Source organism: Duganella sp. LjRoot269 (assembly GCF_964254095.1).
Taxonomy (GTDB): Bacteria; Pseudomonadota; Gammaproteobacteria; order Burkholderiales; family Burkholderiaceae_D; genus Rugamonas; species Rugamonas hordei.
The window spans coordinates 6,190,151-6,213,865 of the sequence record NZ_CAXUSL020000001.1 but is presented as its reverse complement, the minus strand read 5'-3'; the positions used below and the strand labels follow the sequence as shown (position 1 = coordinate 6,213,865).

18 protein-coding genes and 1 other RNA gene are annotated in these 23,715 nt (G+C 65.5%); 12 read left to right on the top strand and 7 right to left on the bottom strand.

Translation table 11 applies throughout. From position 1 onward, the window contains the following. Positions 1 to 44: 44 nt before the first annotated feature. Both ACSQ3S_RS27835 and ACSQ3S_RS27830 read left to right on the top strand, forming a co-directional pair. Positions 45 to 1,169 (top strand): ROK family transcriptional regulator, encoded by a 1,125-nt coding sequence (locus ACSQ3S_RS27835; RefSeq protein WP_353403327.1) that lies wholly within the window; start codon positions 45 to 47, stop codon positions 1,167 to 1,169. 13 nt (positions 1,170 to 1,182) lie between these two features. Then, complete coding sequence (locus ACSQ3S_RS27830) at positions 1,183 to 2,553, top strand: MFS transporter (protein ID WP_436144392.1); 1,371 nt, start codon at positions 1,183 to 1,185, stop codon at positions 2,551 to 2,553. Here ACSQ3S_RS27830 and araH read toward each other — a convergent pair. From araH to dgoD, 5 genes are read right to left on the bottom strand one after another with little or no spacing between them, the layout of a single operon-like run. Next, positions 2,550 to 3,533 (bottom strand): L-arabinose ABC transporter permease AraH, encoded by a 984-nt coding sequence (gene araH / locus ACSQ3S_RS27825; RefSeq protein WP_176652773.1) that lies wholly within the window; start codon positions 3,531 to 3,533, stop codon positions 2,550 to 2,552. The two genes, ACSQ3S_RS27830 and araH, sit on opposite strands and share 4 nt — an antisense overlap. Continuing rightward, entirely contained in the window at positions 3,530 to 5,074 is a 1,545-nt protein-coding gene (gene araG / locus ACSQ3S_RS27820; protein ID WP_436144391.1) for an L-arabinose ABC transporter ATP-binding protein AraG, read from the bottom strand. The genes araH and araG overlap by 4 nt, the downstream gene beginning before the upstream one ends. Before the next feature lies 1 nt (position 5,075). After that, the gene (locus ACSQ3S_RS27815; RefSeq protein WP_436144390.1) at positions 5,076 to 6,047 is read right to left on the bottom strand and encodes an arabinose ABC transporter substrate-binding protein; all 972 of its coding nucleotides are present in this window, start codon (positions 6,045 to 6,047) and stop codon (positions 5,076 to 5,078) included. 25 nt (positions 6,048 to 6,072) lie between these two features. Continuing rightward, positions 6,073 to 8,574 carry a beta-galactosidase gene (locus tag ACSQ3S_RS27810; RefSeq protein WP_436144389.1) on the bottom strand — a complete coding sequence of 834 codons (2,502 nt, stop codon included), beginning with the start codon at positions 8,572 to 8,574 and terminating at the stop codon, positions 6,073 to 6,075. Between the two features lie 42 nt (positions 8,575 to 8,616). Continuing rightward, positions 8,617 to 9,765, bottom strand: coding sequence for a galactonate dehydratase (dgoD, locus tag ACSQ3S_RS27805; protein WP_436144388.1), 1,149 nt, complete (start codon positions 9,763 to 9,765; stop codon positions 8,617 to 8,619). Between the two features lie 223 nt (positions 9,766 to 9,988). Between dgoD and ACSQ3S_RS27800 the strand changes: the two genes are divergently transcribed. The 9 genes from ACSQ3S_RS27800 (at position 9,989) to ACSQ3S_RS27760 (ending at position 19,848) form a co-directional block, all read left to right on the top strand. Next, positions 9,989 to 10,882, top strand: coding sequence for an SMP-30/gluconolactonase/LRE family protein (locus ACSQ3S_RS27800; RefSeq protein WP_413448581.1), 894 nt, complete (start codon positions 9,989 to 9,991; stop codon positions 10,880 to 10,882). 104 nt (positions 10,883 to 10,986) lie between these two features. Further along, positions 10,987 to 11,955, top strand: a complete 969-nt coding sequence (locus tag ACSQ3S_RS27795; protein WP_436144387.1) for a LysR substrate-binding domain-containing protein — start codon at positions 10,987 to 10,989, stop codon at positions 11,953 to 11,955. A gap of 137 nt (positions 11,956 to 12,092) precedes the next feature. Then, entirely contained in the window at positions 12,093 to 14,678 is a 2,586-nt protein-coding gene (locus tag ACSQ3S_RS27790; RefSeq protein WP_436144386.1) for a TonB-dependent receptor, read from the top strand. A 73-nt stretch (positions 14,679 to 14,751) separates the two neighbouring features. Then, on the top strand, positions 14,752 to 17,595 hold the full coding sequence (galA, locus tag ACSQ3S_RS27785; protein ID WP_436144385.1) for a beta-galactosidase GalA: 2,844 nt from the start codon (positions 14,752 to 14,754) through the stop codon (positions 17,593 to 17,595). Between the two features lie 116 nt (positions 17,596 to 17,711). After that, entirely contained in the window at positions 17,712 to 17,954 is a 243-nt protein-coding gene (locus ACSQ3S_RS27780) for a hypothetical protein (protein WP_176652903.1), read from the top strand. After that, entirely contained in the window at positions 17,951 to 18,262 is a 312-nt protein-coding gene (locus tag ACSQ3S_RS27775) for a cell division protein ZapA (protein WP_413448584.1), read from the top strand. Before ACSQ3S_RS27780 ends, ACSQ3S_RS27775 begins: the two co-directional genes overlap by 4 nt. Positions 18,263 to 18,308: 46 nt before the next feature. Beyond that, positions 18,309 to 18,489: non-coding RNA, 6S RNA (gene ssrS / locus ACSQ3S_RS27770), on the top strand. Positions 18,490 to 18,565: 76 nt separating this feature from the next. Next, positions 18,566 to 19,033 (top strand): EVE domain-containing protein, encoded by a 468-nt coding sequence (locus ACSQ3S_RS27765; protein WP_413448585.1) that lies wholly within the window; start codon positions 18,566 to 18,568, stop codon positions 19,031 to 19,033. Then, the gene (locus tag ACSQ3S_RS27760; RefSeq protein ID WP_436145085.1) at positions 19,033 to 19,848 is read left to right on the top strand and encodes a sulfite exporter TauE/SafE family protein; all 816 of its coding nucleotides are present in this window, start codon (positions 19,033 to 19,035) and stop codon (positions 19,846 to 19,848) included. Before ACSQ3S_RS27765 ends, ACSQ3S_RS27760 begins: the two co-directional genes overlap by 1 nt. A 104-nt stretch (positions 19,849 to 19,952) precedes the next feature. On the opposite strand, the gene lgt is transcribed toward ACSQ3S_RS27760, so the two are convergent. Beyond that, positions 19,953 to 20,798 (bottom strand): prolipoprotein diacylglyceryl transferase, encoded by an 846-nt coding sequence (lgt, locus tag ACSQ3S_RS27755; RefSeq protein WP_436144384.1) that lies wholly within the window; start codon positions 20,796 to 20,798, stop codon positions 19,953 to 19,955. Next, on the bottom strand, positions 20,792 to 21,706 hold the full coding sequence (locus ACSQ3S_RS27750; RefSeq protein ID WP_353403314.1) for a LysR family transcriptional regulator: 915 nt from the start codon (positions 21,704 to 21,706) through the stop codon (positions 20,792 to 20,794). Before ACSQ3S_RS27750 ends, lgt begins: the two co-directional genes overlap by 7 nt. 146 nt (positions 21,707 to 21,852) lie before the next feature. Between ACSQ3S_RS27750 and ilvD the strand changes: the two genes are divergently transcribed. Next, positions 21,853 to 23,715: a dihydroxy-acid dehydratase gene (gene ilvD / locus ACSQ3S_RS27745; RefSeq protein ID WP_176652784.1), complete on the top strand. Its 1,863-nt coding sequence runs from the start codon at positions 21,853 to 21,855 to the stop codon at positions 23,713 to 23,715.

The window sequence follows — 23,715 nt, the reverse complement described above, 5'->3', positions numbered from 1 at the left end:
TATGACAGGCGTGTGACAAGAATTGCCTTTATATAAATGAATGTATGAAAATTGCGCGTCTAAAACTGTCTTCAGAAGAAAAACGTTTGTTATGGCAGCTTCGGACCAAGGGACCGCTGCCGCGCACCGAACTGTCGATGGCGCTGCAGGTGAGCAATTCGGCCTTGACCAAGCTGTCGCGCAACCTGATCAGCATGGGCTTGGTCGAGGAGCAGGCCTCGTCCGATACCAGCGGCCGCGGCCGCCCAACCGTGCCGTTGACGATCTCGGCCGCAGGCGGCTTCGCGGTGGGTGCGACGGTGCACAAGGGCGTGCTGGAAATCGCGCTGGTCGACTACGCCGGTGGCATCATCGCGCTGACCAGCGAGGCGGTCGGCGCGCCCGACCCGCTCGGTTTCGCGCAACTGCTGGAGCAGCGGATCACCGAACTGTCGGCCAAGCACCGGCTTCTCGGCGGACGCTTTCTCGGCGTCGGCGTCGGCCTGCCGGGGCCGCCCCGGGGCCGCGACGGTGGACAGTGGAACATCGTCAATGACTTGCCGGGATGGCGCAATGTCCCGCTGCGCCAGATACTGGACAACGCGCTGGGCTTGCCGACCATGCTGGAAAATGACGCCAACGCGTCCGCGCTGGCCGAGTACTACCTGAACGACACGATACGGCGCTCCTCGACGGTGGTGGTGTTTTTGCTGGGGTACGGCATCGGTGCGGGCGTCATCGAGGACGGGCGTCTGCTCAAGGGCGAGTTCGGCAGCGCCGGCGACATTGGCGGGCTGTACCCGATGGACCGGCCGCGCCCCACCACCATGGACCTGCTGTCGGTGCTGCGCGAAGCTGGCTGTCCGATCCAGTCCATCGCGCATTTCGACGAGGCCAGCGTCGGCCACGAAGCGCTGATCGAACGCTGGCTGGACCGGGCGGCCGGGCAGCTGGAATCGGTGGTCAACAGCGCGATCTCCTGGTTCGATCCGGGCGAGATCATCTTTTCCAGTCCGCTGCCGGAATCCATCATGGTCCGCCTCGCCGCCAGGCTGAACCGGGGCCAGCTGCGCTGGCCCGAGCACCGGCAGGCTACCGAAATCCGCGTGTCGCGGCTCGGCGGCAGTTCGATCGCACTGGGCGCCGCGCTGTTGCCGATACACGCGTCCACCGCGGTTTCCTTCTGGTAGGGGACCGGCGATCATGGGCCGTTATCTCGACAGGATGAAGGCGGACCGGCACTTGATCGGCTATTCGAGCGGCAATTTCGGCAAGAACCTGATGCTTGGCAGCGTAGACGTGACGCTGCTGTTTCTGCTGACGGACCTGCTTGGCATCGACCCGCAAAGCGTCAGCTTGCTGATGCTGCTGGTCTTCGGCGCTGACCTGGTGCTTGACCTGGGCGCGGGCTGGTTGGCGGCTTGGGCGCAAAACAGGGGCACGGGCTACCGGCGCCTGATCGTATTGGGCACGCTGCCGTGTGCCGCCGCGTTTGTGCTCATCTACAGCCTGCCGTTGCTGGGGGCGAAGAGTATCGCGGCGATTGCCCTGGTCATTATCTTTTTCCGCGCGGCGTACGCGGTCATCGACGTCCCCCACAACAGCCTGCTCGCGCGTGTCGCCACCGACAGCCGCGCGCGCGGGCGCGCATCCGGATATCGCACCGTGTTCAGCTCGGCGGCCAGCGCGCTCATCGCTACCGTGCTGGTGCCATTCATGGTCACCGCCGGCCAGCCCGCCACCGCCGGCCAGTTGTCCCGGCTGGGCGTGACAGGCGGGACGGTGTTTTGCGCGGCGATGTGGTTCGCGGCCTGGTCGGCGCAGGAAGAGGACGGCCGCGGAGAGCGCCAGGTGCGGCCGTCCGCGAGGATAGTCATCCTGCCCAAGCTGGACCGGCTGTTCGGGGCCTTCGCCATCGTCGCCTTGGTCACCGGATTTGCGACCCCGGTTTTCTCCAAAATGATGCTCTACATATCGACGTATGTGTTGAAGGAGCCGGGTTTCGCCGGTCGGATTTTACTGACCATCACCCTGGGCCAGCTGGCCGGCGCCGCGTTATGGATATTCCTCGTCCGCTCCCGCGACAAGACCGTCTTGCTCGCTGCCAGCCACGGCATGGCCGGCTGCGGCGTCTGGCTTTTCTCGATGGCGGGAGAGCACACGTGGTGGTTGACGGCTTCGGCGGCGCTGATCGGCGTCGGCTTCGGCGGCGTGTTCATGCTGCCCTGGGGGATACTGGCGGACATGACGGATTTCGCCGAATTCCGCCATGGCGAGCGGCGCGAGACGGCCACTTTCGCCACCGTGCTTGTCCTGCTCAAGGCTGGCGGCGTGGGATCCGCGGTCGCCATAGGCTGGACCTTGGGAAAGCTGGGTTACGTACCCGGTGTCGCGCAATCCGACGCCGTCATCCAGGGCATGAAGCTGCTTGCCTTTGGCGTGCCGATCCTGGGTTCACTCATCGCGATCGCGACGCTGCGACGCCTGGCGGTCGGGCATGAGGTGCATGCCCGCGTTGTTCGGGCTAACCTGGAGCGGCAGCGCCGGCTGGCCGCCGCGTCCCGGCCGGTTTAGCGGCGTTCGCCGCGCGTTTTCAGCTGGTCCAGCAGCACGGCGGCCAGCAGGATCACGCCGCGCATCAGGTACTGGTAGAAGGCGTCGACGTCCAGCAGGTTCATGACGTTTTCCACCGTGCCCATGATCAGCACGCCGATCAGCACGCCGAACATGCGCGCCTTGCCGCCCTGCAGCGACACGCCGCCCAGCACGCAGGCCGAGATCACGTCCAGCTCGAAGCCCTGGGCCGCGTTCGGCTGGCCGCTGGTGATGCGCGACGCCAGGATCAGGCCCGCCATCGCGGTCACCAGGCCTTGCAGCAGGAAGATCCATACGCGCAGCCGCTCGACGCGCACACCGGCCAGGCGCGCCGCTTCCGGATTGCCGCCGATGGCCAGCGTATTGCGGCCGAATACCGTCTGGTTCAGCAGCACGCCGAACACCAGGAAGCAGCCGGCGCACACCAGCACCGGCAGCGGCAGGCCGAAGACGCGGGCATCGCCGAAGTCGATGAAGGCGTCGTTGCTGATGCCGACCGCCTGGCCCTTCGATACGATGAAGGCCAAACCGCGCACCATCAGCATCGTCGCCAAGGTGGCGATCAGCGCGTTGACGCGCAGGTAGGCGATCAGCACGCCGTTGCAGGCGCCGATCAGCGCACCGGCGGCCAGGCCGGCGCCGACGGCCAGCAGCACGCTGCCGCTTTGCTCCAGCACGATGGCGCCCAGCACGCCGGCGAAGGCGATGGTCGAGCCGACCGACAGGTCGAAATCGCGCGAGGCAAGGCACAGCATCATGGTGCAGGCGACCATGCCGATCTGCGCCACCGACAGCATCAGGCCGACCACGTTGGTCAGCGAGAAGAAGTTTTCAACGGTGACCGCCAGCACGGCGAACAGCACCACGTAGGCCAGCGGCATGCTGTATTCCACCAGCCACTGGCGCTGGGCGTTGGACGCCGCGGACGGCGCGGCAGGATTCAATTGTGAGACGTTCATGCAATGCTCCGTGTGGGAAGTGCGGGAGTTTCAATAGGGGTGGGGATGACCGAATCGGGCAGCGCAAGGCGCAGCACCTCGGTCTCGCTGGCCTGGGCGCGCGGCAGTTCGCCGCAGATTTCGCCTTCGCGCATGACGATCACGCGGTCTGAGATGCCCAGCACCTCCGGCAGTTCGCTCGACACCACGATCACGCAGCAGCCGCGTTCCGCCACTTCGTGAATGATGCGGTAGATGTCGTTCTTGGCGCCGACGTCGATGCCGCGCGTCGGTTCGTCGAGGATCAGCACCTTCAGGCCGGGTTCGGCCAGCCAGCGCGCCAGGATCACCTTCTGCTGGTTGCCGCCGGAGAGCAGGCGGATCTCCTGCTGGCGGTTCGGCGTCTTGATGCGCAGGCGGGCGATGTACTCCTCGGCCAGCGCCGCTTCCTGCTTGTGGCGCAGGAACAGGCCCGCGCGCAAATCGTTGCGGCGCACGCTGATGTTGATGTTCTCCGCCACCGAGGCCGTGGCCAGGATGCCTTGTTCCTTGCGGTCCTCGGGACACAGCACGATGCCGGCGGCAATCGCGGCGGAAGGGCCGCCGGTGGACACGGTCTGGCCGTCGAGCACCACGCTGCCGGCGCTGCGCACATCGGCGTTGTACAACAGGCGCATCAACTCGCTGCGGCCGGCGCCGACCAGGCCGAAGAAGCCCAGCACCTCGCCGCCGCGCACCGAAAAGCTTTGCGGGCCTTTCACGTGCTTGCCGGCCAGGCCTTGTATCTTCAGGCGCTCTTCGCCGAGCGGGCGGGCGCGGTAGTCGTAGATGTCGCTCAGTTCGCGGCCGACCATGTCGCTGATCAGGCGCTCGCGCGGCACGTCGGCCATCACGTCGTGGGTGACGATCTTGCGGCCGTCGCGGAAGATGGTGCAGGCGTCGCACAGTTCGTACAGCTCTTCGAGGCGGTGCGAGATGTAGATCAGCGTGCGGCCGGCGGCGCGCAGTTCCTTCACGAGGCGGAACAGGATCTCGGTTTCGCGGTGCGACAGGCTGGACGTCGGCTCGTCGAAGGCGATGACCTGGGCGTCCTGCATGATGGCCTTGCAGATCTCGACCATCTGGCGCTGCGCGATCGACAGGTCGGCCAGCTTGGCGTCCGGCGCCAGGTCGACGCCGATGGCGGCCAGCTTCTCGGCCACGAGGCGGTAGGCTTTCGGCTTGTCCAGCAGGCCGAAGCGCGTGGGCATGCGGCCCAGTAGCACGTTCTCGGCCACCGTCAGTTCAGGCACGTATTGCAGTTCCTGGTGGATGATGGCGACGCCCGCCTGGATCGCGTCCTTGGAGCTGCCGAAGCGGCATTCCTTGCCGTCGACCAGCAGGCGTCCGCCGTCCGGCTTGTACTGGCCGCCGAGGATCTTGAGCAGCGTCGACTTGCCGGCGCCGTTCTCGCCCAGCAGGCCGTGGACCTGTCCGGCGTGCGCGGCGAAGCTGACGCCGTTGAGCGCCTTCACGCCCGGGAAGACCTTGCTGACCTGGTCAAATTGAAGATACGCGGTCATCTTACTGGCCCATCTGCTTGCGCACGTCGGCCTGGTTGGCGCGGGTCATCAGCATGCCCTTGGTCAGCACCTCGGCTGGCGGCACGCCTTTGCCGGTGATCCAGTTGTACAGGTTGACGGAGGTCTGGTAGCCGTGCTCCTTGGCGCTGATCATCACGGAGCCGAAGAAGCCGGTCGGCGCGGGCTTGTTCAATTCATTCTCCGCCGCCTTGGCGCCGCCGATGCCGACGCCGACCATGTTGTCGGCCTTGATGCCGCGGCCTTCGGCGGCGCGCACGGCGCCCAGCACCGCTTCATCGTTCAGGCCGACCGCGACCCAGTGCTTGAAGCGCGCGTTCTTGGTCAGCGCGATGTTGGCGGCGTTGAAGGCGTTTTCGGTATCGGTCTTGGCCTGCGGCGCGTCGATGACGTTCGCGGCCGGGAAGCCGGCCGCTTTCAGCGCGTCGACCGCGCCCATGGTGCGCTCCTTGGCGGTGGGCAGCTGGTCGTAGGCGACGCGGATCGCGCCGACGTCGGCCATATTCCACTTGCGCGCCTTGATCTCGGCGGCGATGCCTTCGCCGACCTGCTTGCCGATGGCGTAGCCGGAGATGCCCATGTGCGGGATCGAGGCGATAGGCTTGCCGCTGCCGTCGACCAGGCGGTCATCGACCGAGATGACTTTGAGGTTGTTGCGGGCGGCCGAGCGCTCGACGGCCTTGCCCAGCTTGACGTCCGGCGCGCAGATGACGAAGCCTTGCGCCTTTTGCGCGGCCAGGTTGTCGATCGCGGCCATCATTTTTTCGCCGTTCGGCACGCCGATCTTCACCAGCGTAAAGCCCTTGTCCTTTGCGGCTTGTTCGGCGTAGCGCCATTCGTCCTGGAACCAGGGTTCTTCGGCCTGTTTGACGAGGAAGCCGATCTTGACCGGTTCGGCGGCGTGGGCGGCTGCCATCAGGCAGAGTGTTGCGGTGGCCAGCAAGGTGCGTTTCATTTGAATCTCCGGTTGATATTGTTATTTATGGCGTCACGCGCAGCTGATACACGGGTATCACGCTGACGCCGCGCACCGAGGCCATTTGTGTTTGGCCAGCGAAGTTTGGTCTCGCCTCTTTGGGCAAGTAGATGGGGGCGTCGGCGCGCAGCGGCAGTACCGATACGGTCAGCGGTTGGTCGAGCAGGGCGCCGGCCTGGCGCAGGCCGAACTGCCATGGATAGCCGCTGTAGTACCAGTCGTCCAGCAGGCGCGTGCCGGAGTACAGGCGGCCGATGTCGCCGACAAAATCGATTTGCAGCAGCGCGTCGTCCAGCCCGCGCAGCTGTTCGCGCGGGACGTTGATCCGCCAGCTGGCCGCGGCCTTGAAGTTTTCCGGCGCCGGCTGCATGGCGGCCTTGGCGCCGCCGCCGATGGCGATGGCCGCCGCTTCCTGCGCCGCGCGCGTTTGCGTGACGGTGGCCTTCAGGTCGCGCACGGGAAGCTCCGCCTCAAAGGCCTGGAAGATGCCGTCGTTGCCGGCGGCGCGCAGCGTGGTGCCGGAGTTGCCGGCCGATGCCTTCGGTTGCGCGGACAGCGGCGGGTAGACCGCGAAGCGGAACTTGTTGCCGCCCGCCGAGCGCATTTGCAGCGCGCCGTCGCCGACCCAGGCCTGCTGCGCGCTGAGGATCAGGCGGCGCTGGCCGGCCAGCTCCGCCACGCTCAGTTGCTGCGATTGCTCCGGCGTCAGCACGACGACGGTCAGCGGACGCTTGCCGCTGCGTTGCACGGTCAGCGCGGCGCCTGCGCCGGGATGCACGCCGCTCACCAGCGCGCGGCCTTCAGACATGGCGACCTGCGCGCCGCCGGCCTTGATCTGCGGCGCCAGCGCGGCATCGAACGCCAGCTCCACCGGGATACCTGCGCCGGCGGCAAACACCGCCACCAGGCCCGCCTTGCCCTGGTCCAGCAGCGCCAGGGGCTGCGCCGTGGCGTAGACCAGGTTGACGCCGTCGAGGTCGAGGTTCAGCGGCCAGATGAAATAGGCGCCGTCGGCGATATCGACCGGCTTGCCTGGCAGCGTGATGCGCTGGCCCGGCAGCTTGACCGAGAACTGCGTCGCCTGCTGTGCCGCCATCGGATACTGGCGCACATGGTTGTTCACGAACAGGAAGCCGCGGTCGCCTTCGCTGCGCACCGCGAAGCGGGCCATCTTCAGGTCGTCCGGCGTGGCCGGCGCGGCATCGGGTTTGCGCACCGTCATCGGCGCCAGGCGCGAACCGAAATCGTGCAGGAACAGGTGGAAGGGACGCAGCTTCTCCAGCACCTTGCGCTGCTGGCCGTCCGGGCCCAGCGGCGCCTGGAAGTCGTAGCTGATCATGGTGGTGTCGTTGTAGCCGCCGCTGAGCGTACTTTCTTCCATCGACGTGCCGCCCAGGCCCATCGGATTGCGGCCGCCGTGGAACATGTAGTAGCCCATCATGTTCAGGCCGGAGCCCAGCTGCACCGGCAGCATCGACGCGATATCGTCTGCCGACACCACCGTGCGGCGGCGGTACATGAACGGCAGGCCGGCGCCGTATTCGGCGCCGAGGAAGGGCGTGACGTCCTTGTCCGTCTCCGCCGTGCCGGGCGCGTGGGCCGCCGTCTGCGCACCGAGGTCGCCGCTGACGCGGGTGTCGAAGCGGAACGCATAGGTTTCCTTGGGCGGCAGTTCGGCGGTGCTGGTGCCCCACGGCTCGTCGGGATAGCCGCCGAACACCGGCGTCACTTCGCCGCTCGGATAGATGGTGCCGTCCCAGCCGGTCACGGTGTAGTAGGGCACGTCCATGCCCGCCTTCAGCGCCAATTGCTTCAGCGCGGCGATGTGCGCCGCGCCTTTGCCGGGACCGTCGATGTTGTATTCGTTTTCCAGCTGGATGCCGATCACGTGGCCGCCATCCTTCCACAACTGGCCCTTGAGCTGGGCGCCGATCTGCGCGTACAGCTTCTCCACCAGCGCCATGTACTGCGGGTCGCTGGAGCGGGTCGGCATCGCGTTGACGACCCAGTCGGGCACGCCGCCGAAGCGTACTTCCGCGTGCGCCCACGGACCGACGCGCACCACCACGTCCAGCCCGGCCTTGCCGGCCAGCTGCACGAAGCGGCGCAGGTCGCGCTCGCCCTTCCAGTCGAACTTGCCGGCGATTTCCTCGTGATGGTTCCACATCACGTAGCTGGAGACGATGTCGACGCCGGCGGCCTTCATCTTGCGCAGCTCCGCTTCCCATTGCGAGGCGGGCGTGCGGCTGTAGTGGAATTCTCCCATCACCGGCAGCCACGGGGCGCCGTTGCGGGTCAGGTAGCGCGCGTTGGCGCCCAGCTTGTCGCCGTTGGGCGCGACGGCGCTGCCCATGCGCAGGGCGGCTGCGCGCGGCGCCGGCGCAGGTGCGCTGGCGTCGATGGACAGCGTGTCCCCGTTGGCCACGCCCGCCATGCTGGCCGCCAGGACGCCGAGCAGCAGCCCGGCGCCTGAATGGCGGCGTAACCGGCATAACATCAAGGACATGTCGTCTCCAGTGTCGTTATTATTGTGGACGCTGTACCGCGCTTACCACTCGGCGACGCTGCCGTCGGCGTGCCGCCACAACGGGTTGCGCCAGTCTGGCGCATTGCGGCTGGCCTCGATCACGCGTTCCTCGTCCACCACCACGCCCAGGCCGGGCTTGGACAGCGGCTTGATGTAGCCGTCGGTGATCTTGAAATCCTCCTTGTTGACCACGTAGTCCAGCAGCTCGCCGCCGCGGTTGTAGTGGATGCCCATGCTTTGCTCCTGCAGCACGGCGTTGTACGAGACGAAGTCCACGTGCAGGCAGGCCGCCAGCGCGATCGGGCCGAGCGGGCAGTGCGGCGCCAGCGCGATGTCGTAGGCTTCGGCCATCGAGGCGATCTTCATGCATTCGGTGATGCCGCCGGCGTGCGACAGGTCCGGCTGCACGATGGACAGGCCGCCGGCGGCGAACACGTTCTTGAACTCGAAGCGCGAGTACATGCGCTCGCCGGCGGCGATCGGTATCGACGTCATTTCGGCCAGGCGCGGGTAGTATTCGGCCTGCTCGGCCAGCACCGGCTCCTCGATGAACAGCGGGCGATACGGCTCCAGCTCGCGCATCAGTATCTTGGCCATCGGCGCGGCCACGCGGCCGTGGAAGTCCAGGCCGAACTCGATTGTATTGCCGAAGGCCTCGCGGATCTCGGCCACGCGGGCCACCGCCTCGTCGACCTTGGCGGCGGTATCGAGCATGCCCATTTCCTCGGTGCCGTTCATCTTGAAGGTGTCGAAGCCGGCCACCCGCAGCGCGCGGATGCCTTCGATGACGTCGGCCGGCCGGTCGCCGCCCACCCAGCTGTAGGTCTTCATGCGGTCGCGCACCAGGCCGCCCAGCAGTTCGTAGACCGGCTGGCCCATCACCTTGCCCTTGATGTCCCACAGCGCCTGGTCGATGCCGGCGATGGCGCTCATCAGGATGGGGCCGCCGCGATAGAAGCCGGCGCGGTACATGGTTTGCCACAGGTCGTTGATGCGGGCCGGGTCCTGGCCGATCAGGAACGGCTCCATTTCCTGCACCGCGGTCTCCACGGTGCGGGCGCGGCCTTCGATGACCGGCTCGCCCCAGCCGACGACGCCTTCATCGGTTTCGATCTTGAGCAGCATCCAGCGCGGAGGAACACGGTAGGTCGTCAGTTTGATGATTTTCATAGGAGAGGAGGTGAGTTCAGGAACAGCGTCCAGTCTAAGCCGGGTCGCTAGACCGGAAATATGATTAATTCGAAACTAGCCATATCAATATCGGATAGCAGAGGGAGCGCTTCCACAAGCTATCAGATATCGGCATGGCAGCGGGCGATTTATTCATATCTGCGAATGGCGGGGGGCGCTTAGACTTGCGCATAGCCACTACTTTTTCCGGAGCACCCGCCGCATGAGTCCTACCAGTACGTCCGTCGCCTCCACTCCCGGCATCATGTTGATACGCGTCGGCCAGGCCGGCAGCGCGTTGCGCTGGGACGCGACATGCAGCTGCTGGCGCTGGCCGGACCCGAAAGGCAGCCAGCTGTACGCCTGGCCGGCGCCGGCCGGCATGCCCAGCGGCGTGCGCCTGCAGGAAAGCGCCGGCGTCATGGCGTGCACGGCGTCCGGTCGGGTGCTGCTCGGCCTCGGCAAGCGCCTCGGCATGGTCGACTTGCCCTTGGCCGGACAGACCAGCCGTCCGCTGCAGGCCCAGGTGCTGGTCACCATCGACGCCGCCGAACCGCGCACGATCATCAGCGACGGTTGCGCGGACCGGCATGGCCATTTCGTCTTTGGTACCGCTAACACCGGCGCCGACCAGCGGCCGATCGGCAGCTTCTATCAATATTCGCAGCGCCACGGCCTGCGCCGGCTGGCGCTGCCAGTGGTGGTCACGGCGGGCAGCATCGCCTTCAGCACCGACGGCACGCGGATGTTCTTTGCCGACGCCGCCGGCGGCGACATCCTGCAATGCAGCTACGACGCCGAGCGCGCCAAGGTCGGCGACGTGCGCGCCTTTGCGCAGCTGGTCGAGCCGGGCGCCGGCGCGGCCGTCGTCGACAGCGAGGACATGCTGTGGAGCGTGCAGGGCGGCGCGCTGGTGCAGTACGACGGCGAGGGCCAGGTGCGCCAGCAGATCGCGCTGGCGCGCGAGGCGGCGGCCAGCGTGGCTTTCGGCGGTGCCGACCTGAAGCAACTGCTGTTGCTGGGCGCGCGCGGCGGCTTGTATGGCCTGCCGCCGGACCTGGCGGCGGGACTGGCGCCGGGCGTCGCCGATACGCTGTTCGACGACAGCCTCGCTTGAGTCGTCCTGCAAGGCCTGGAGTCGCCGATTCCCAACTTCCGCGCCACGGTGATTGACGCTGCACCAGCCCGCCCTTATGATGGGCGATCAAAAAAATCACCCCTATGACTGATTCCAGCTCCGACCGCTTCGTCCGCTCCCACCTGAAAACCCGCCATCTGGTCTTGCTGGTCGAGCTGGGCCGGCACGGATCGATCGCCCACGCGGCACAGGCGGCCAACCTGACCCAGCCCGGCGCGTCCAAACTGTTGGGCGAGCTGGAACACGCCCTCGGCGTGCAGCTGTTCGAGCGCCTGTCGCGCGGCGTGGCGCCGACCTGGTACGGCAAGGTGCTGATACGCCGCGCCGGCGCAGCGCTGGCGGAGATGGACGCGGCGCACCAGGAAGTGATGGAGCTGCTGTCCGGCCTGCGCGGACGCGTGGGCATCGGCACGGTGCTGGCGCCGGCCACCGGCCTGGTGCCGAAGGCGATCAACCTGCTGAAGTCGCGCCACTCGCGCGTGCACGTCTCGGTCAGCATGTCGACCAGCAAAGGGCTGGTCGAACGACTGCGCAGCGGCGACCTGGATCTGGTGGTCGGCCGCATCCTCGACACGGCCGCCGCCGACGAACTCAATTTCGAACCGCTGACCGACGAGCCGCACCTGCTGATCGCGCGCGCCGGCCATTCGCTGGCCAGCCGCACCGACCTGCGGCTGGAAGACTTGATGGAGCAGTGCTGGATATTGCCGCCGGCCGGCAGCATCCTGCGCGACCGCCTGACCGCGCTGTTCCTGTCGCACGGCCTGGAGCAGCCCGCCGAAACGGTCGAGACGCTCGACTTGCCTGTCGTGGCCAGCCTGCTGATGGGCAGCGACATGATCGTCGCGCTGCCGTACGACGCCGTGCAGTCGTATCTGGACGCGGGCCTGATGGCCGTGCTGCCGTTCGACCTCGGCGTCAGCATGGATTCGTTCGGCATTGTGACGCGCAAACGACACCAGCTCTCGCCTGGTGCGGATGCGATGCTGCTCGCCTTGCGCGACGCCGCGGCCAGCATGTACCCGCATTATCGGAAGCCTCTCCAGTCCTGATATACGATCTTGGTATGGCCCATGCGCAATAAGCTATTGGAATGCGCAAACTTGTTTCGTTAGCATCCAGTTATTCGTCCAAGAACAAAGAGACGAAGCCAAAACAAACACTGGAGATGCAATTGAAACATAAAAAAATGAGCTGGCTCATTGCCACGCTTTTCACGTCCCCCCTGCTCGTACAACAAGCGCTGGCCCAGGAAGCCGCGGCCGCCGGCGATATCCAGCAAGTCAACGTGACCGGCATCCGCGCCTCGGTGCGCAACGCGCTGGCCGCCAAGGAAGCCTCCAACTCGATGGTCGAAGTGGTGTCGTCGGAAGACATCGGCAAGCTGCCGGATACCACCATCGCCGAATCGCTGGCGCGCCTGCCAGGCCTGTCGTCCGGCCTGGATCGCGGCAACGCCAGCCAGATCGTCGCGCGCGGCATGGGCCCGCGCTTCATCGGCGCCACCTTGAACGGCCGCGAACTGGCGTCGTCGGAACCCAACCGCGCGGTGCGCTTCGAGCAGTTTCCGTCGGAGTCGCTGAGCGGCGCCACCGTCTACAAGACGCAGAACGCCGAGCTGGTGGAAGGCGGCGTCGCCACCACCATCGACCTGCAAACCGTCTCGCCGCTGAAGTACAACGGCCGCCAGGTGTCGCTGAAGGCGGACGCGCTGTACTACGCGCTGGCCAAGGACATCGGCGGCGCCGACAAGACCGCGCCGCGCCTGGGCGGGGTCTACATCGACCAGTTCAACAACAAGACCCTGGGTGTGGCGCTGGCCTTCAGCTACCAGGACCAGCCCTCGCTGCAAAAGAACGTGCGCCACTGGGGCTTCAACGAGGACCATTCCGCCGACCTGAATGGCGACGGCAAGGTCGACAAGACGCCGTGGGGCTTCCAGGACGAGGTCAAGCGCGGCAAGGACAAGCGTACCAGCCTGCTGGGCAAGGTCGAATGGAAACCGTCGAACGACGCGCTGATCACCGCCGATACGTACTACGCCAAGGCCGCGATCCGCGAGCCGGGCCTGCAGCACTGGACCGGCGACCTGGGTAACTGGGACGGCTACGAATCCGGCAACTTCAGCAAGCTCGATATCCGCAACGGCTACGTGGCGGGCGGCACGCTGTCGAACACCAGCCTGGTCACCAACGACTACCTGTGGATACAGGACACCAGCGTTGCCGCCAGCGGCGTGAACGGCAAGTTCAACGTCGGCGACTGGAAGGTGGAAACCGATCTGTCCAGTTCCCACGCGATGCGCAGCAGCCAGTGGGGCGACGTGCGCCAGTATTCGAACAACCCGACCACCATCACCTGGGACTTCACCGGCGACGAACACCAGAGCTACAACTTCGGCATGGACACCGGCAATCCGGCCAACTTCGGCGCGCCGACGCTGTATGTCAATACCGACGGCCATATCAAGGACCTGCTGAACGCGGCGAGCCTGAGCGCTTCGCGTCCTATCGAGGGCAGCATCATCAGCCGCCTGAAGGTGGGCTTGCGTGCCACCGACCGCGAGAAGAGCTATCGCCAGACCACCTGGCAGATCAACCCCACCGCAGCGATTCCGGCATCGGCCTACGAGACGGTCTACGTCAGCGGCTTCCCCTCGTTTATCGCACTGAAGGACTTTGGCGCTTCGACCGCTGCGGCCTTCGGCAAGGACGCCTTCAATCCTGACGGCCGCCCGCAGTCGCAGGAAGATCTGCTGGCCGGCTGGAAGGTCAAGGAGCGCAGCACTTCGGCTTTTGTGCAGGGTGACCTGGACGGCGAAGCCTTCGGCAAGACCTATCGCGGCAACGTCGGCGTGCGCTTCGTGCACACCTCGCAGACCGGCTATGGCATGCAGTCGCTGAACGGCGCCGCGGCAACGGCGGTGGAGGGCGGAACTTCCTACAACGAGATCCTGCCTAGCATGAATCTGATCTTCAACATGGACGAGGCACAGGAACGCCAGGTGCGCTTCAGCGTGGCGCGCGCCATGTCGCGGGCGCCGCTGGACGAGATGCGCGCATCGCGCAATCTGAACCTGGTGACCGATACGTCCCAGCCGGTCACCGGCAGCGCCGGTAATCCCGAGCTGAAGCCGATGATGGCCAACCAGGTGGACCTGGCGTACCAGTGGTACTTCGGCAAAGGTTCGCTGCTGTCGGCCGGCGCGTTCTACAAGAAGGTCTCGCGCTATATCGCCATCACCAGCGACAACAGTGCGATCCTGAATGGCCGTGCCGCCACCATCACCCGTTCGGTCAACGGCAACGGCGGCGATATCCGCGGCCTGGAGCTGGTGTACCAGCAGGCCTTCACGTCGCTACCGGCGCCGTTCGACGGCCTGGGCATCGCCAGCAACTACGCCTACACCACCAGCAACATCCATGAGCAGACGCCGGCGGTGAATCCGTATCCGATCGAAGGCCTGATGAAGAGCAACGGCGGCGTGACCTTGTGGTACGAGAAGGCTGGCTACGAAGCGCGCGTTTCGGCCAACTATCACAGCGCGTTTGTGCGCAACCCGACCTGGGGCGCCGGCCAGTTGATCATGAACGAAGCCGAAACCTACGTCACGCTGAACCTGGCCAAGCAACTGACGCCGCAGATTCAACTGCGCTTCGGCATCGACAACCTGACCAACCAGAAGGCTGTCTACACCAGCGCCAACATCCCTGTGCAGCAGGAAGTGACGGAGTTCGGCCGCCGCTTCAACCTGGGTCTTTCGTTCAAGCTGTAATCGAGTTTTATCGTGGTTTGGCGGAGCGGTGCGTGATGGCGCTGCTCCGTTTTTTTTACTTCGGGAGGTCGGATTGAAACCATTGATGCTGAATTGGCGGCGCCTGTGCGCCGCAGTGCTGTTGCTGGCGTGCGCTTGTGCCCAGGCGGCGCCGGGCCGCGAGCGTTTGTCGCTGGACCGCGGCTGGCTGTTCCATCTGGGCGACATCGTCGAACCCCCAATCAAGGGACACGGCGAATCCTACGGCAACGCCAAGGCCGGCAACGCCGGCGGCGCGGCCGGCAACGAATTCGACGACTCCGACTGGCGCCATCTCGACCTGCCGCACGACTGGGCCGTCGAAGGCCCGTTCGACCCCAACGCCAACGTGTCGCAGGGCTACCGCCCGCGCGGCATCGGCTGGTATCGCCGTTATCTGCAGGTCGATCCGAAAGATCGCGGCCGCCATTTTGAATTGCAGTTCGACGCCATCGCCACCCATGCCACGGTTTGGGTCAACGGCAATGTGGTGAACCGCAACTGGTCCGGCTACAACGCCAGCTACATCGACATCACGCCCTATCTCCGCTACGGCGGCGAGACCAACACCATCGCCATCCGCGCCGACGCCGAGGCGATGGAGGGCTGGTGGTACGAGGGCGCAGGCATGTACCGCCATGCCTGGCTGGTCAAGCGCAATCCGGTGCACGTGGTCACCGATGGCGTGCACGCCACCCCGCGCGCCGGCAAGAATGGGCAGTGGACCATTCCGGTCGAGGTCACGCTGGACAACAGCGGCAAGCAGGCCGCCGCCGTGACGGTGGAGGTGACGGTGTTCGACCCGGCAGGCAAGCAGGTGGCGCGCCGCAGCGTCGCCGCGCGTCTGGGTGTGCTGGCCAGCAGCACCGTGCAGGTGCCGCTGTCCATCGCCAACCCGGCCTTGTGGTCGCTGGAGAAAACCAATCTGTACCGGATCGCCACGCGCGTGCTGCAGGACGGCGAGGCGCTCGATGAGGTATCGCTGCATACAGGCTTCCGCACGATACGCTTCGACGCGGCGCAGGGTTTCTTCCTGAACGGCGTGCATATGAAGCTGCAGGGCGTGTGCATCCACCAGGACCATGCGGGCGTTGGTGTCGCCGTGCCGGACTCGGTGTGGGAATATCGCCTGCGCCGCCTGAAGGAACTGGGCGTGAACGCGATACGCTTCTCGCACAACGCGCCGGCGCCGGAGGTGCTGGACCTGATTGACCGCATGGGTTTCCTCGTCATGGACGAGAACCGCAATTTCAATCCGTCGCCGGATTACATGAAGCAGCTGGAATGGATGGTCAAGCGCGACCGCCATCATCCGGGCGTGATCCTGTGGTCGGTATTCAACGAGGAGCCGGTGCAGGCCACCGAAGTGGGCTATGAGATGGTGCGCCGCATGTCGGCCGCGGTGAAGGCGCTGGACGACACGCGGCCTGTCACGGCCGCGATGAACGGCGGCTTCCTGACGGAGCTGAACGTGTCGCACGCGGTGGACGTGGTCGGCGCCAACTACCAGGTGCCGGACTACGACCGCTATCACAAGGCGCATCCGGACAAGCCGTTCACCAGCTCGGAGGACACCTCCGCCTTCATGACTCGGGGCGAGTTCAAGACTGTGCGAGAGAAGAACCTGATCGCCAGCTACGACGACGACGCGGCCGAGTGGGGCAACACGCACCGCGACGCATGGGAAGCCATCGCCACGCGGCCTTATGTGGCGGGCGGTTTCGTCTGGACCGGCTTTGACTATCGTGGCGAGCCGACGCCTAACGAATGGCCGTCGGTCAGCTCGGTGTTCGGCATCATGGACCTGAACGGTTTTCCGAAGAACGCCTACTACATCCACCAGGTACAGTGGATCAAGGACCGGCCGCTGATCCACATTGCGCCGCACTGGAACTGGAGCGGCAGCGAAGGCAAGGACATCCGCGTGATGGTGATGGCCAACGTCGAGCGCGTGGAGTTGCTGCTCAATGGCCGTTCGCTGGGTGAGCAGAAGGTCGATCCGTACCGGATGAACTTCTTCAACGTCGCCTATGCGCCGGGCAAGCTGGAGGCGATCGGCTACCGGGGCGGCAAGGAAGTGGCGCGCACCTCGGTGGAAACCACCGGCGCCGCTGTCGCGCTGGAACTGGTGCCGGACCGCGCGCAACTGGCCGGCGACGGCCGCGATGCGATGCCGATCACCGTGCGCGCGCTCGATGCGCAAGGCCGCGCGGTGCCGCTGGCCGATGCGCAGGTGACGTTCGCGGTGAAGGGCGGCGGCCGTTCCATCGGCCATGGCAACGGCGATCCGAATTCGCATGAAGACGAGAAGGGCGCCACGCGGCGCCTGTTCAACGGCCTGGCGCAACTGATCGTGCAGACCGACTACGCCGGCAAGGACGCCATCGACGTCGTCGCCACCGCGCCGGGACTGGCGCCAGCGCACATCAGCATTCCGGTCAAGGCCGTGCCGGAGCAGCCGTACGTGGCGGCGGCCGAAGCGCCGCTGACCTTCGTGCGCAGCTGGCGCATCGCGCCGGACGGCGACCAGCGTCCGGATCCGAACCAGCAGCTGGCCGGCTTCGACATGAACACCTGGGGCTGGGGCTCGCCGCCGATGATCGCCGGCGCGGAGAAGCCGGGCCGATACCATCTGTATCGTGCCAGTTTCACGGCGCGCAAGAATCTGGCGGACGGCAGCGGCCAGATCCACTTTGCCGGCATACGCGGCAAGGCCGAGGTCTGGCTGAACGGCAAGCTGCTCGGCCAGAAGGACAGCTACGCGCTGGCGGCGCTGGACCTGCCGCTGCCGGCCGGACCGGGGAAGCGCGACATCAACGTCATCGTCGAGGCGGAACCGGGGCAGGCCAGCGGCATCGAGGGCGCTGTCAGTATTACGCCACGCTTGCTGGCAAAGTAGCAATATTCGCCACGACATTGGCAGCGAGGAAATAAATCGGCCGCTTGCCCGCCAAATATTCCGGGCAAGCGTGCGATTCTGTTGACGGCGTAACGCGCGCTCCCTATAGTGGCGGGATGATTTCAGAATTCCAAGAACTATCCGACAAAATCGACCAGCTGGCCGAGATGACCGTGGCACTGCGCCGGGAAAACGCGCAATTGCGCCAAGCCAATGCCGCCCTCGTGGTGGAGAACATGGGCTACCAGCGCAAGCTGGACGAAGCGTCCAGCCGCATCGAGGCTTTGCTGGAAAAAATCCCCGCGCTCGACGGCGACGCCGAAGAGGACGACCAGCCTGAAAACGAGGATGTACGATGATACAGTTGGATGTCACCATCATGGGGGCGTCGTATCGCCTGGTCTGCAAAGAGGACGAGGAACGCGCGTTGCGCGAGGCCGCCGCATTCCTGGACAAGAAGATGACCAGCATCCGCGACGCCGGCAAGGTCAAGGGCAACGACCGCATCGCCGTGATGGCGGCGCTGGGCATGGCGGCGGAGTTCCTGTCGGTGAAGGCGCCGCAAGGTCCGTTGTCGGACATGTCTATACTGGAAGTGCAGACCAAGATCGCGGCCATGCACAAAGTGCTCGATAGCGCGCTGACTCCACAAGAAACCCTGTTTTAATTCGCTAAACTTCTTCCTTTGCGGCGGACAAGAGAGTAAACTTCGTTTCACCCTGCGGTGTTCGCGATTGCCATATATTCCTTGAACCATTTATGTGCACCGGTTGCGGAATTTTGTTCGATGGGCGTGAGCGTCGCTAGTCCGATGAACCCGAAATTGAACTAACTGTGACCACCTTGAACCGTTTGGTTCGGGATGCCGGCAAAGACGGCACAGGCGGGGCCTTATCCATAAGAAGCGGTTGCAAGCATGTGAGTGCGCAGCCGCTTTTTTTCGTCTGGACGTTTTTGTTTGGAGATGCTCATGCAATATTGGTTGATGAAATCCGAGCCTGATGAAGTCAGCATCGACGACGTGATGGCGTCGCCGGACCAGACCACGCCGTGGTTCGGCGTGCGCAACTACCAGGCGCGCAACTTCATGCGCGACGGCATGAAGGACGGCGACGGTGTGCTGTTCTATCATTCCAGCTGCCCGGAACCGGGCATCGCCGGCCTGGCCAAGGTGGTGGGCGGACCGTATCCGGACGCCACGCAGTTCGACAAGGACAGCAAGTACTTCGATCCCAAGGCCACGCCGGAACAGCCGCGCTGGATCTCGGTCGACGTCAAGGGCACGCAGAAAACACGTTTGCTGCCGCTGGCCGAGATGCGCACGATAGCGGCGCTGGAGGACATGGTGGTGCTGCAAAAAGGCAGCCGCCTGTCGATCACGCCGGTGACGGCGGGGCAGTGGAACACCATCGTCAAGCTGCTGAAGAAGGGCGGCTGATGGATATCGGCCTGGTGCTGATATTGCTGCTGATGGGCGCCATCGGCGGCTTCGCGGCGGGCCTGCTGGGCATAGGCGGCGGCATGATACTGGTGCCGTTCATCACGATGATCTTCAGCGCCAAGGGTTTTCCCGAGGCGGCGATTATCCACATGGCGGTGGCGACGTCGCTGGGCGTGATCCTGTTCACGTCGATGTCGTCGGTGCGCGCGCATCACCAGCATGGCGCAGTGCTGTGGCGGGTGGCATTGCTGCTGGCCCCGGGGATCTTGCTCGGCGCGTGGTGCGGGCCGTGGATCGCCAAGCAAATGAGTTCGGCGGGACAGGCTGTATTGTTCTGCATCTTCCTGACCTTCTCCGCCACGCAGATGCTGTTGGCTAAGAAGCCCGCAGCTGTGGAAGGCATGGCGCAGCGCGGACTGCCGGGCAGCGGCGGCATGTTCGGCGCCGGCATCGTGATCGGCCTGGTGGCGGGACTTGTGGGGGCCGGCGGCGGCTTCCTGTCGATTCCGTTCTTGACCTGGTGTAATGTCCGCATCCACAACGCGGTGGCGACCAGCGCGGCGCTGGGCTTCCCGATCGCGCTGGCCGGCACGCTGTCGAATATTTATTACGGCTGGGGCGAGCCGGGTTTGCCGGTGTATTCGCTGGGCTTTGTCTACCTGCCCGCGCTGGTGGTGATCGCGGCGGCCAGCGTCACACTGGCCCCGCTGGGCGCACGCACCGCGCACAAGCTGCCGGTGCAGACCCTCAGGAAAATCTTCGCGATCGTGCTCTACTGCCTCGCCGCCTACATGCTGCGCAAGGCGCTATAAATCCGGGGTCAGATCTGACATTTGGACACGGGCCCTGCCGTAGCTGCGGCTACGGCAGGGCCCGTGTCCAAATGTCAGATCTGACCCCGGATTTTTACGGATTTTTAGACCGGCGCGCGGCCTTTCTGCCTGACCTTGTAAGCCCACCCCAGCATGGCCAGCGCGCCGACGATCATCGGCAGCGACAGCACCTGGCCGGAGGTGATCGGCATGCCGAGGATGGTGGTCTCCCAGTCCGGTGTGCGGAAGTATTCGGTGAAGAATCGCGCGCAGCCGTACAGTAGCGTGTACATCGCGCCGACCGCCAGGCGCGGGCGCTCCTTGCGCGAGAACAGCCATAGGATCACGAACACCAGCAGGCCGTCGATCAGCAACTGGTAGATCGGCGACGGATGGCGCAGGCCTTGCAGGAACACGGGATTCGGCGACAGCGGGTAGTTCGTGTCCGGCCACATCATCGCCCACGGCAGCGACTGGTCCGTCACCACGCGGCCCGGCAGTTCGGCGTTGATGAAGTTGCCCAGGCGGCCGGCGGCGTAACCCAGCGGCACCAGCGGGGCGATGAAGTCGTAGACGTCCAGCAGATTGCGGCCGCTCTTGCGCGCCCACAGCGCCATCGCGATCAGCACGCCGAGGAAGCCGCCGTGGAAGGACATGCCGCCATGCCAGACCTTGAAGATCTCGATCGGATTCGAGAAGAAGAAATCGGGACGGTAGAACAGCACCTCGCCCAAGCGACCGCCGATCACCACGCCCAGCATGCCGTAGAACAGCATGTCGTCCAGGTCCTCCTTCCGCCATCCCTGCGCGGCGATGTGCGGCTGCTTGATGCGCACGCGCCCCAGCGTGATGAACAGCGCGAAGGCGAGGACGTACATCAGGCCATACCAATGTATCGCCACCGGTCCAAGATGGACGGCGATCGGATCGGGCATCGGGTGTATCAGCATAAGGCGTTCTTTCCTATTTCTTTTCTTAGCAGTTCCAAAAAGCCGCGCAATACCGGCGAGGCGTTGTCGCGGCGCCAGGCCAGGCCGGTTTCGACCAGCGGCGTGGCGTCGCTCAGCGCCCGGTATTCTACCCCGGGCCGCATCAGGTTGGACACGGATTGCGGCACCAGCGCCATGCCCATCCCCGCCGACACCAGGCTGACGATGGTTTGCATCTGGATCGCCTGCTGGCCGATCTCCGGCGTGATGCCGGCGTCGCGGAACACCGACAGGATGGCGTCGTACAGCGGCGGCGAGATCGCGCGCGGGAAGACGATCAGCGGCAGCGGCGGCAATGCCGCCAACGCCAGCTTGCCCTTCTTTTTCAGCGCCGGCAGCCCGGCCGGCAAGGCCAGCACCAGCGGCTCGTTCAGCACCGGCAGGTAGTCGAGTTCCAGCTTCGCCTTGTCCGGCAGCGGGGGGATCAGCAGGCCGGCGTCGATGCGGTTCTGCAGCAGGTCGTCAAGCTGCAGGTCGGACGTGGCTTCCTGCAGCGTGATCTGCACCTGCGGATACGCGGCGCGGTAGGCGCGCAGGAAGGGCGGCAGCACGCTGTAGTCGGCCGACGAGACGAAGGCCAGCGTCAGCCGCCCGACCTCGCCGGCGGCGGCGCGCTGCACCAGCTGCGGCAGCTCCAGCGACTGCGCCAGCATGCGCCGCGCTTCCGGCAGCAGCGCCAGGCCGGCCGGCGTCAGCGCCACGCTGCGGCGGTTGCGCTCGAACAGCACGGCGCCCAGCAGCTCCTCCAGCGCCTGGATTGTCTGCGACAGCGGCGGCTGCGTCATGTGCAGGCGCAGCGCCGCCTTGCCGAAGTGGAGTTCCTCGGCGACGGTGACGAAATAGCGCAGCTGACGCAGTTCCAGATTCATATGGCTAACTATTCAAATTCAGACTTGTGATATTTTATACGACTCACAGGGTCGGAAATCATATATTTGACATGGGAGCGTGGTGGAGGCAATCTGTCATGCTAAGCCAGCAAGCTTAAGCTAGCCTTTATCACTGGAGAAACATCATGCCGCAATACCGTTCCCGCACCACCACCCACGGCCGCAACATGGCCGGCGCCCGCGCCCTGTGGCGCGCGACCGGCATGAAGGACGGCGACTTCGACAAGCCTATCGTCGCCGTGGTGAACTCCTTTACCCAATTCGTGCCCGGCCACGTGCACCTGAAGGACCTGGGCCAGCTGGTGGCGCGCGAGATCGAGAAAGCCGGCGGCGTCGCCAAGGAATTCAACACCATCGCCGTCGACGACGGCATCGCCATGGGCCACGGCGGCATGCTGTACTCGCTGCCGTCGCGCGACCTGATCGCCGATTCGGTCGAATACATGGTCAATGCCCACTGCGCCGATGCGATGGTCTGCATCTCCAACTGCGACAAGATCACGCCGGGCATGCTGATGGCCGCGATGCGCCTCAACATTCCGGTCGTGTTCATTTCCGGCGGTCCGATGGAAGCGGGCAAGGTGCTGAAGGTGGTCGACGGCAAGCAGAAGATCATCAAGCTCGATCTGGTCGACGCCATGATCAAGGCCGGCGACCAGAGCGTCAGCGACGCCGACGTGGCCGAGATCGAGCGTTCCGCCTGTCCTACCTGCGGTTCCTGCTCGGGCATGTTCACCGCGAACTCGATGAACTGCCTGACCGAGGCGCTGGGCCTGGCGCTGCCGGGCAACGGCACCATCGTCGCCACCCACTCCGACCGCGAGCAGCTGTTCCTGCGCGCCGGCCGCCTGATCGTCGAACTGGCCAAGCGCCATTACGAGCAGGACGACTACTCGGTGCTGCCGCGCTCCATCGCCACCAAGGCCGCGTTTGAAAACGCCATGGCGCTGGACGTGTCGATGGGCGGTTCCACCAACACCGTGCTGCACTTGCTGGCGGCGGCGCATGAAGCCGAAGTCGATTTCGACATGGGCGACATCGACCGCATCTCGCGCAAGGTGCCATGCCTGTGCAAGGTCGCGCCGATGACCGACAAATACCACATCGAGGACGTGCACCGCGCCGGCGGCATTGTCGCCATCCTGGGCGAGCTGGCACGCGCCGGCCTGCTCGACACCTCGCTGCCGACCATTCACGCGCCGACGCTGGGCGATGCCATCGAACGCAACGACGTCAAGCGCAGCGACGATGCGGCCGTGCACCAGCTGTTCCGCGCCGCGCCTGGCGGCGTGCCGACGCAGACCGCGTTCTCGCAGTCGGAGCGCTACGACGCGCTGGACCTGGACCGCAGCACCGGCTGCATCCGCGACAAGGCGCACGCCTATTCGCAGGATGGCGGCCTGGCGGTCCTGTACGGCAACCTGGCGGAGAACGGCTGCATCGTGAAAACGGCCGGCGTGGACGAAAGCATCCTGAAGTTCAGCGGCAAGGCGCGCGTGTTCGAGAGCCAGGACGCGGCGGTTGAAGGCATCCTGGGCGATACCGTGCATGAAGGCGACGTGGTCATCATCCGCTACGAAGGTCCGAAGGGCGGCCCCGGCATGCAGGAGATGCTGTATCCGACTTCGTACATCAAGTCCAAGGGCTTGGGCAAGGCGTGCGCGCTGCTGACCGATGGCCGCTTCTCGGGCGGGTCGTCGGGCCTGGTGATCGGCCATGCTTCGCCGGAAGCGGCCGAGGGTGGCGCCATCGGCCTGGTGGAAGAGGGCGACATGATCGACATCGACATCCCGAACCGCAAGATCAGCCTGCGCATCAGCGATGCCGACCTGGCGGCGCGCCGCGCGGCCATGGAAGCCAAGGGCGACGCCGCCTGGAAGCCGGTCAACCGCGAGCGCTATGTCTCGCAGGCGCTGCAGGCCTACGCGGCGTTGACCACATCGGCCGATCGCGGCGCCGTGCGCGACCTGTCGCAGCTGAAGCGCTAA

What these genes read in the sequence shown, in the direction of transcription:
- ACSQ3S_RS27835 (WP_353403327.1), top strand. Translation starts at nt 45, where the DNA reads ATGAAAATTGCGCGTCTAAAACTGTCTTCAGAAGAAAAACGTTTGTTA.
- ACSQ3S_RS27830 (WP_436144392.1), top strand. Translation starts at nt 1,183, where the DNA reads ATGGGCCGTTATCTCGACAGGATGAAGGCGGACCGGCACTTGATCGGC.
- araH (WP_176652773.1), bottom strand. Translation starts at nt 3,533, where the DNA reads ATGAACGTCTCACAATTGAATCCTGCCGCGCCGTCCGCGGCGTCCAAC.
- araG (WP_436144391.1), bottom strand. Translation starts at nt 5,074, where the DNA reads ATGACCGCGTATCTTCAATTTGACCAGGTCAGCAAGGTCTTCCCGGGC.
- ACSQ3S_RS27815 (WP_436144390.1), bottom strand. Translation starts at nt 6,047, where the DNA reads ATGAAACGCACCTTGCTGGCCACCGCAACACTCTGCCTGATGGCAGCC.
- ACSQ3S_RS27810 (WP_436144389.1), bottom strand. Translation starts at nt 8,574, where the DNA reads ATGTCCTTGATGTTATGCCGGTTACGCCGCCATTCAGGCGCCGGGCTG.
- dgoD (WP_436144388.1), bottom strand. Translation starts at nt 9,765, where the DNA reads ATGAAAATCATCAAACTGACGACCTACCGTGTTCCTCCGCGCTGGATG.
- ACSQ3S_RS27800 (WP_413448581.1), top strand. Translation starts at nt 9,989, where the DNA reads ATGAGTCCTACCAGTACGTCCGTCGCCTCCACTCCCGGCATCATGTTG.
- ACSQ3S_RS27795 (WP_436144387.1), top strand. Translation starts at nt 10,987, where the DNA reads ATGACTGATTCCAGCTCCGACCGCTTCGTCCGCTCCCACCTGAAAACC.
- ACSQ3S_RS27790 (WP_436144386.1), top strand. Translation starts at nt 12,093, where the DNA reads ATGAGCTGGCTCATTGCCACGCTTTTCACGTCCCCCCTGCTCGTACAA.
- ACSQ3S_RS27780 (WP_176652903.1), top strand. Translation starts at nt 17,712, where the DNA reads ATGATTTCAGAATTCCAAGAACTATCCGACAAAATCGACCAGCTGGCC.
- ACSQ3S_RS27775 (WP_413448584.1), top strand. Translation starts at nt 17,951, where the DNA reads ATGATACAGTTGGATGTCACCATCATGGGGGCGTCGTATCGCCTGGTC.
- ACSQ3S_RS27765 (WP_413448585.1), top strand. Translation starts at nt 18,566, where the DNA reads ATGCAATATTGGTTGATGAAATCCGAGCCTGATGAAGTCAGCATCGAC.
- ACSQ3S_RS27760 (WP_436145085.1), top strand. Translation starts at nt 19,033, where the DNA reads ATGGATATCGGCCTGGTGCTGATATTGCTGCTGATGGGCGCCATCGGC.
- lgt (WP_436144384.1), bottom strand. Translation starts at nt 20,798, where the DNA reads ATGCTGATACACCCGATGCCCGATCCGATCGCCGTCCATCTTGGACCG.
- ACSQ3S_RS27750 (WP_353403314.1), bottom strand. Translation starts at nt 21,706, where the DNA reads ATGAATCTGGAACTGCGTCAGCTGCGCTATTTCGTCACCGTCGCCGAG.
- ilvD (WP_176652784.1), top strand. Translation starts at nt 21,853, where the DNA reads ATGCCGCAATACCGTTCCCGCACCACCACCCACGGCCGCAACATGGCC.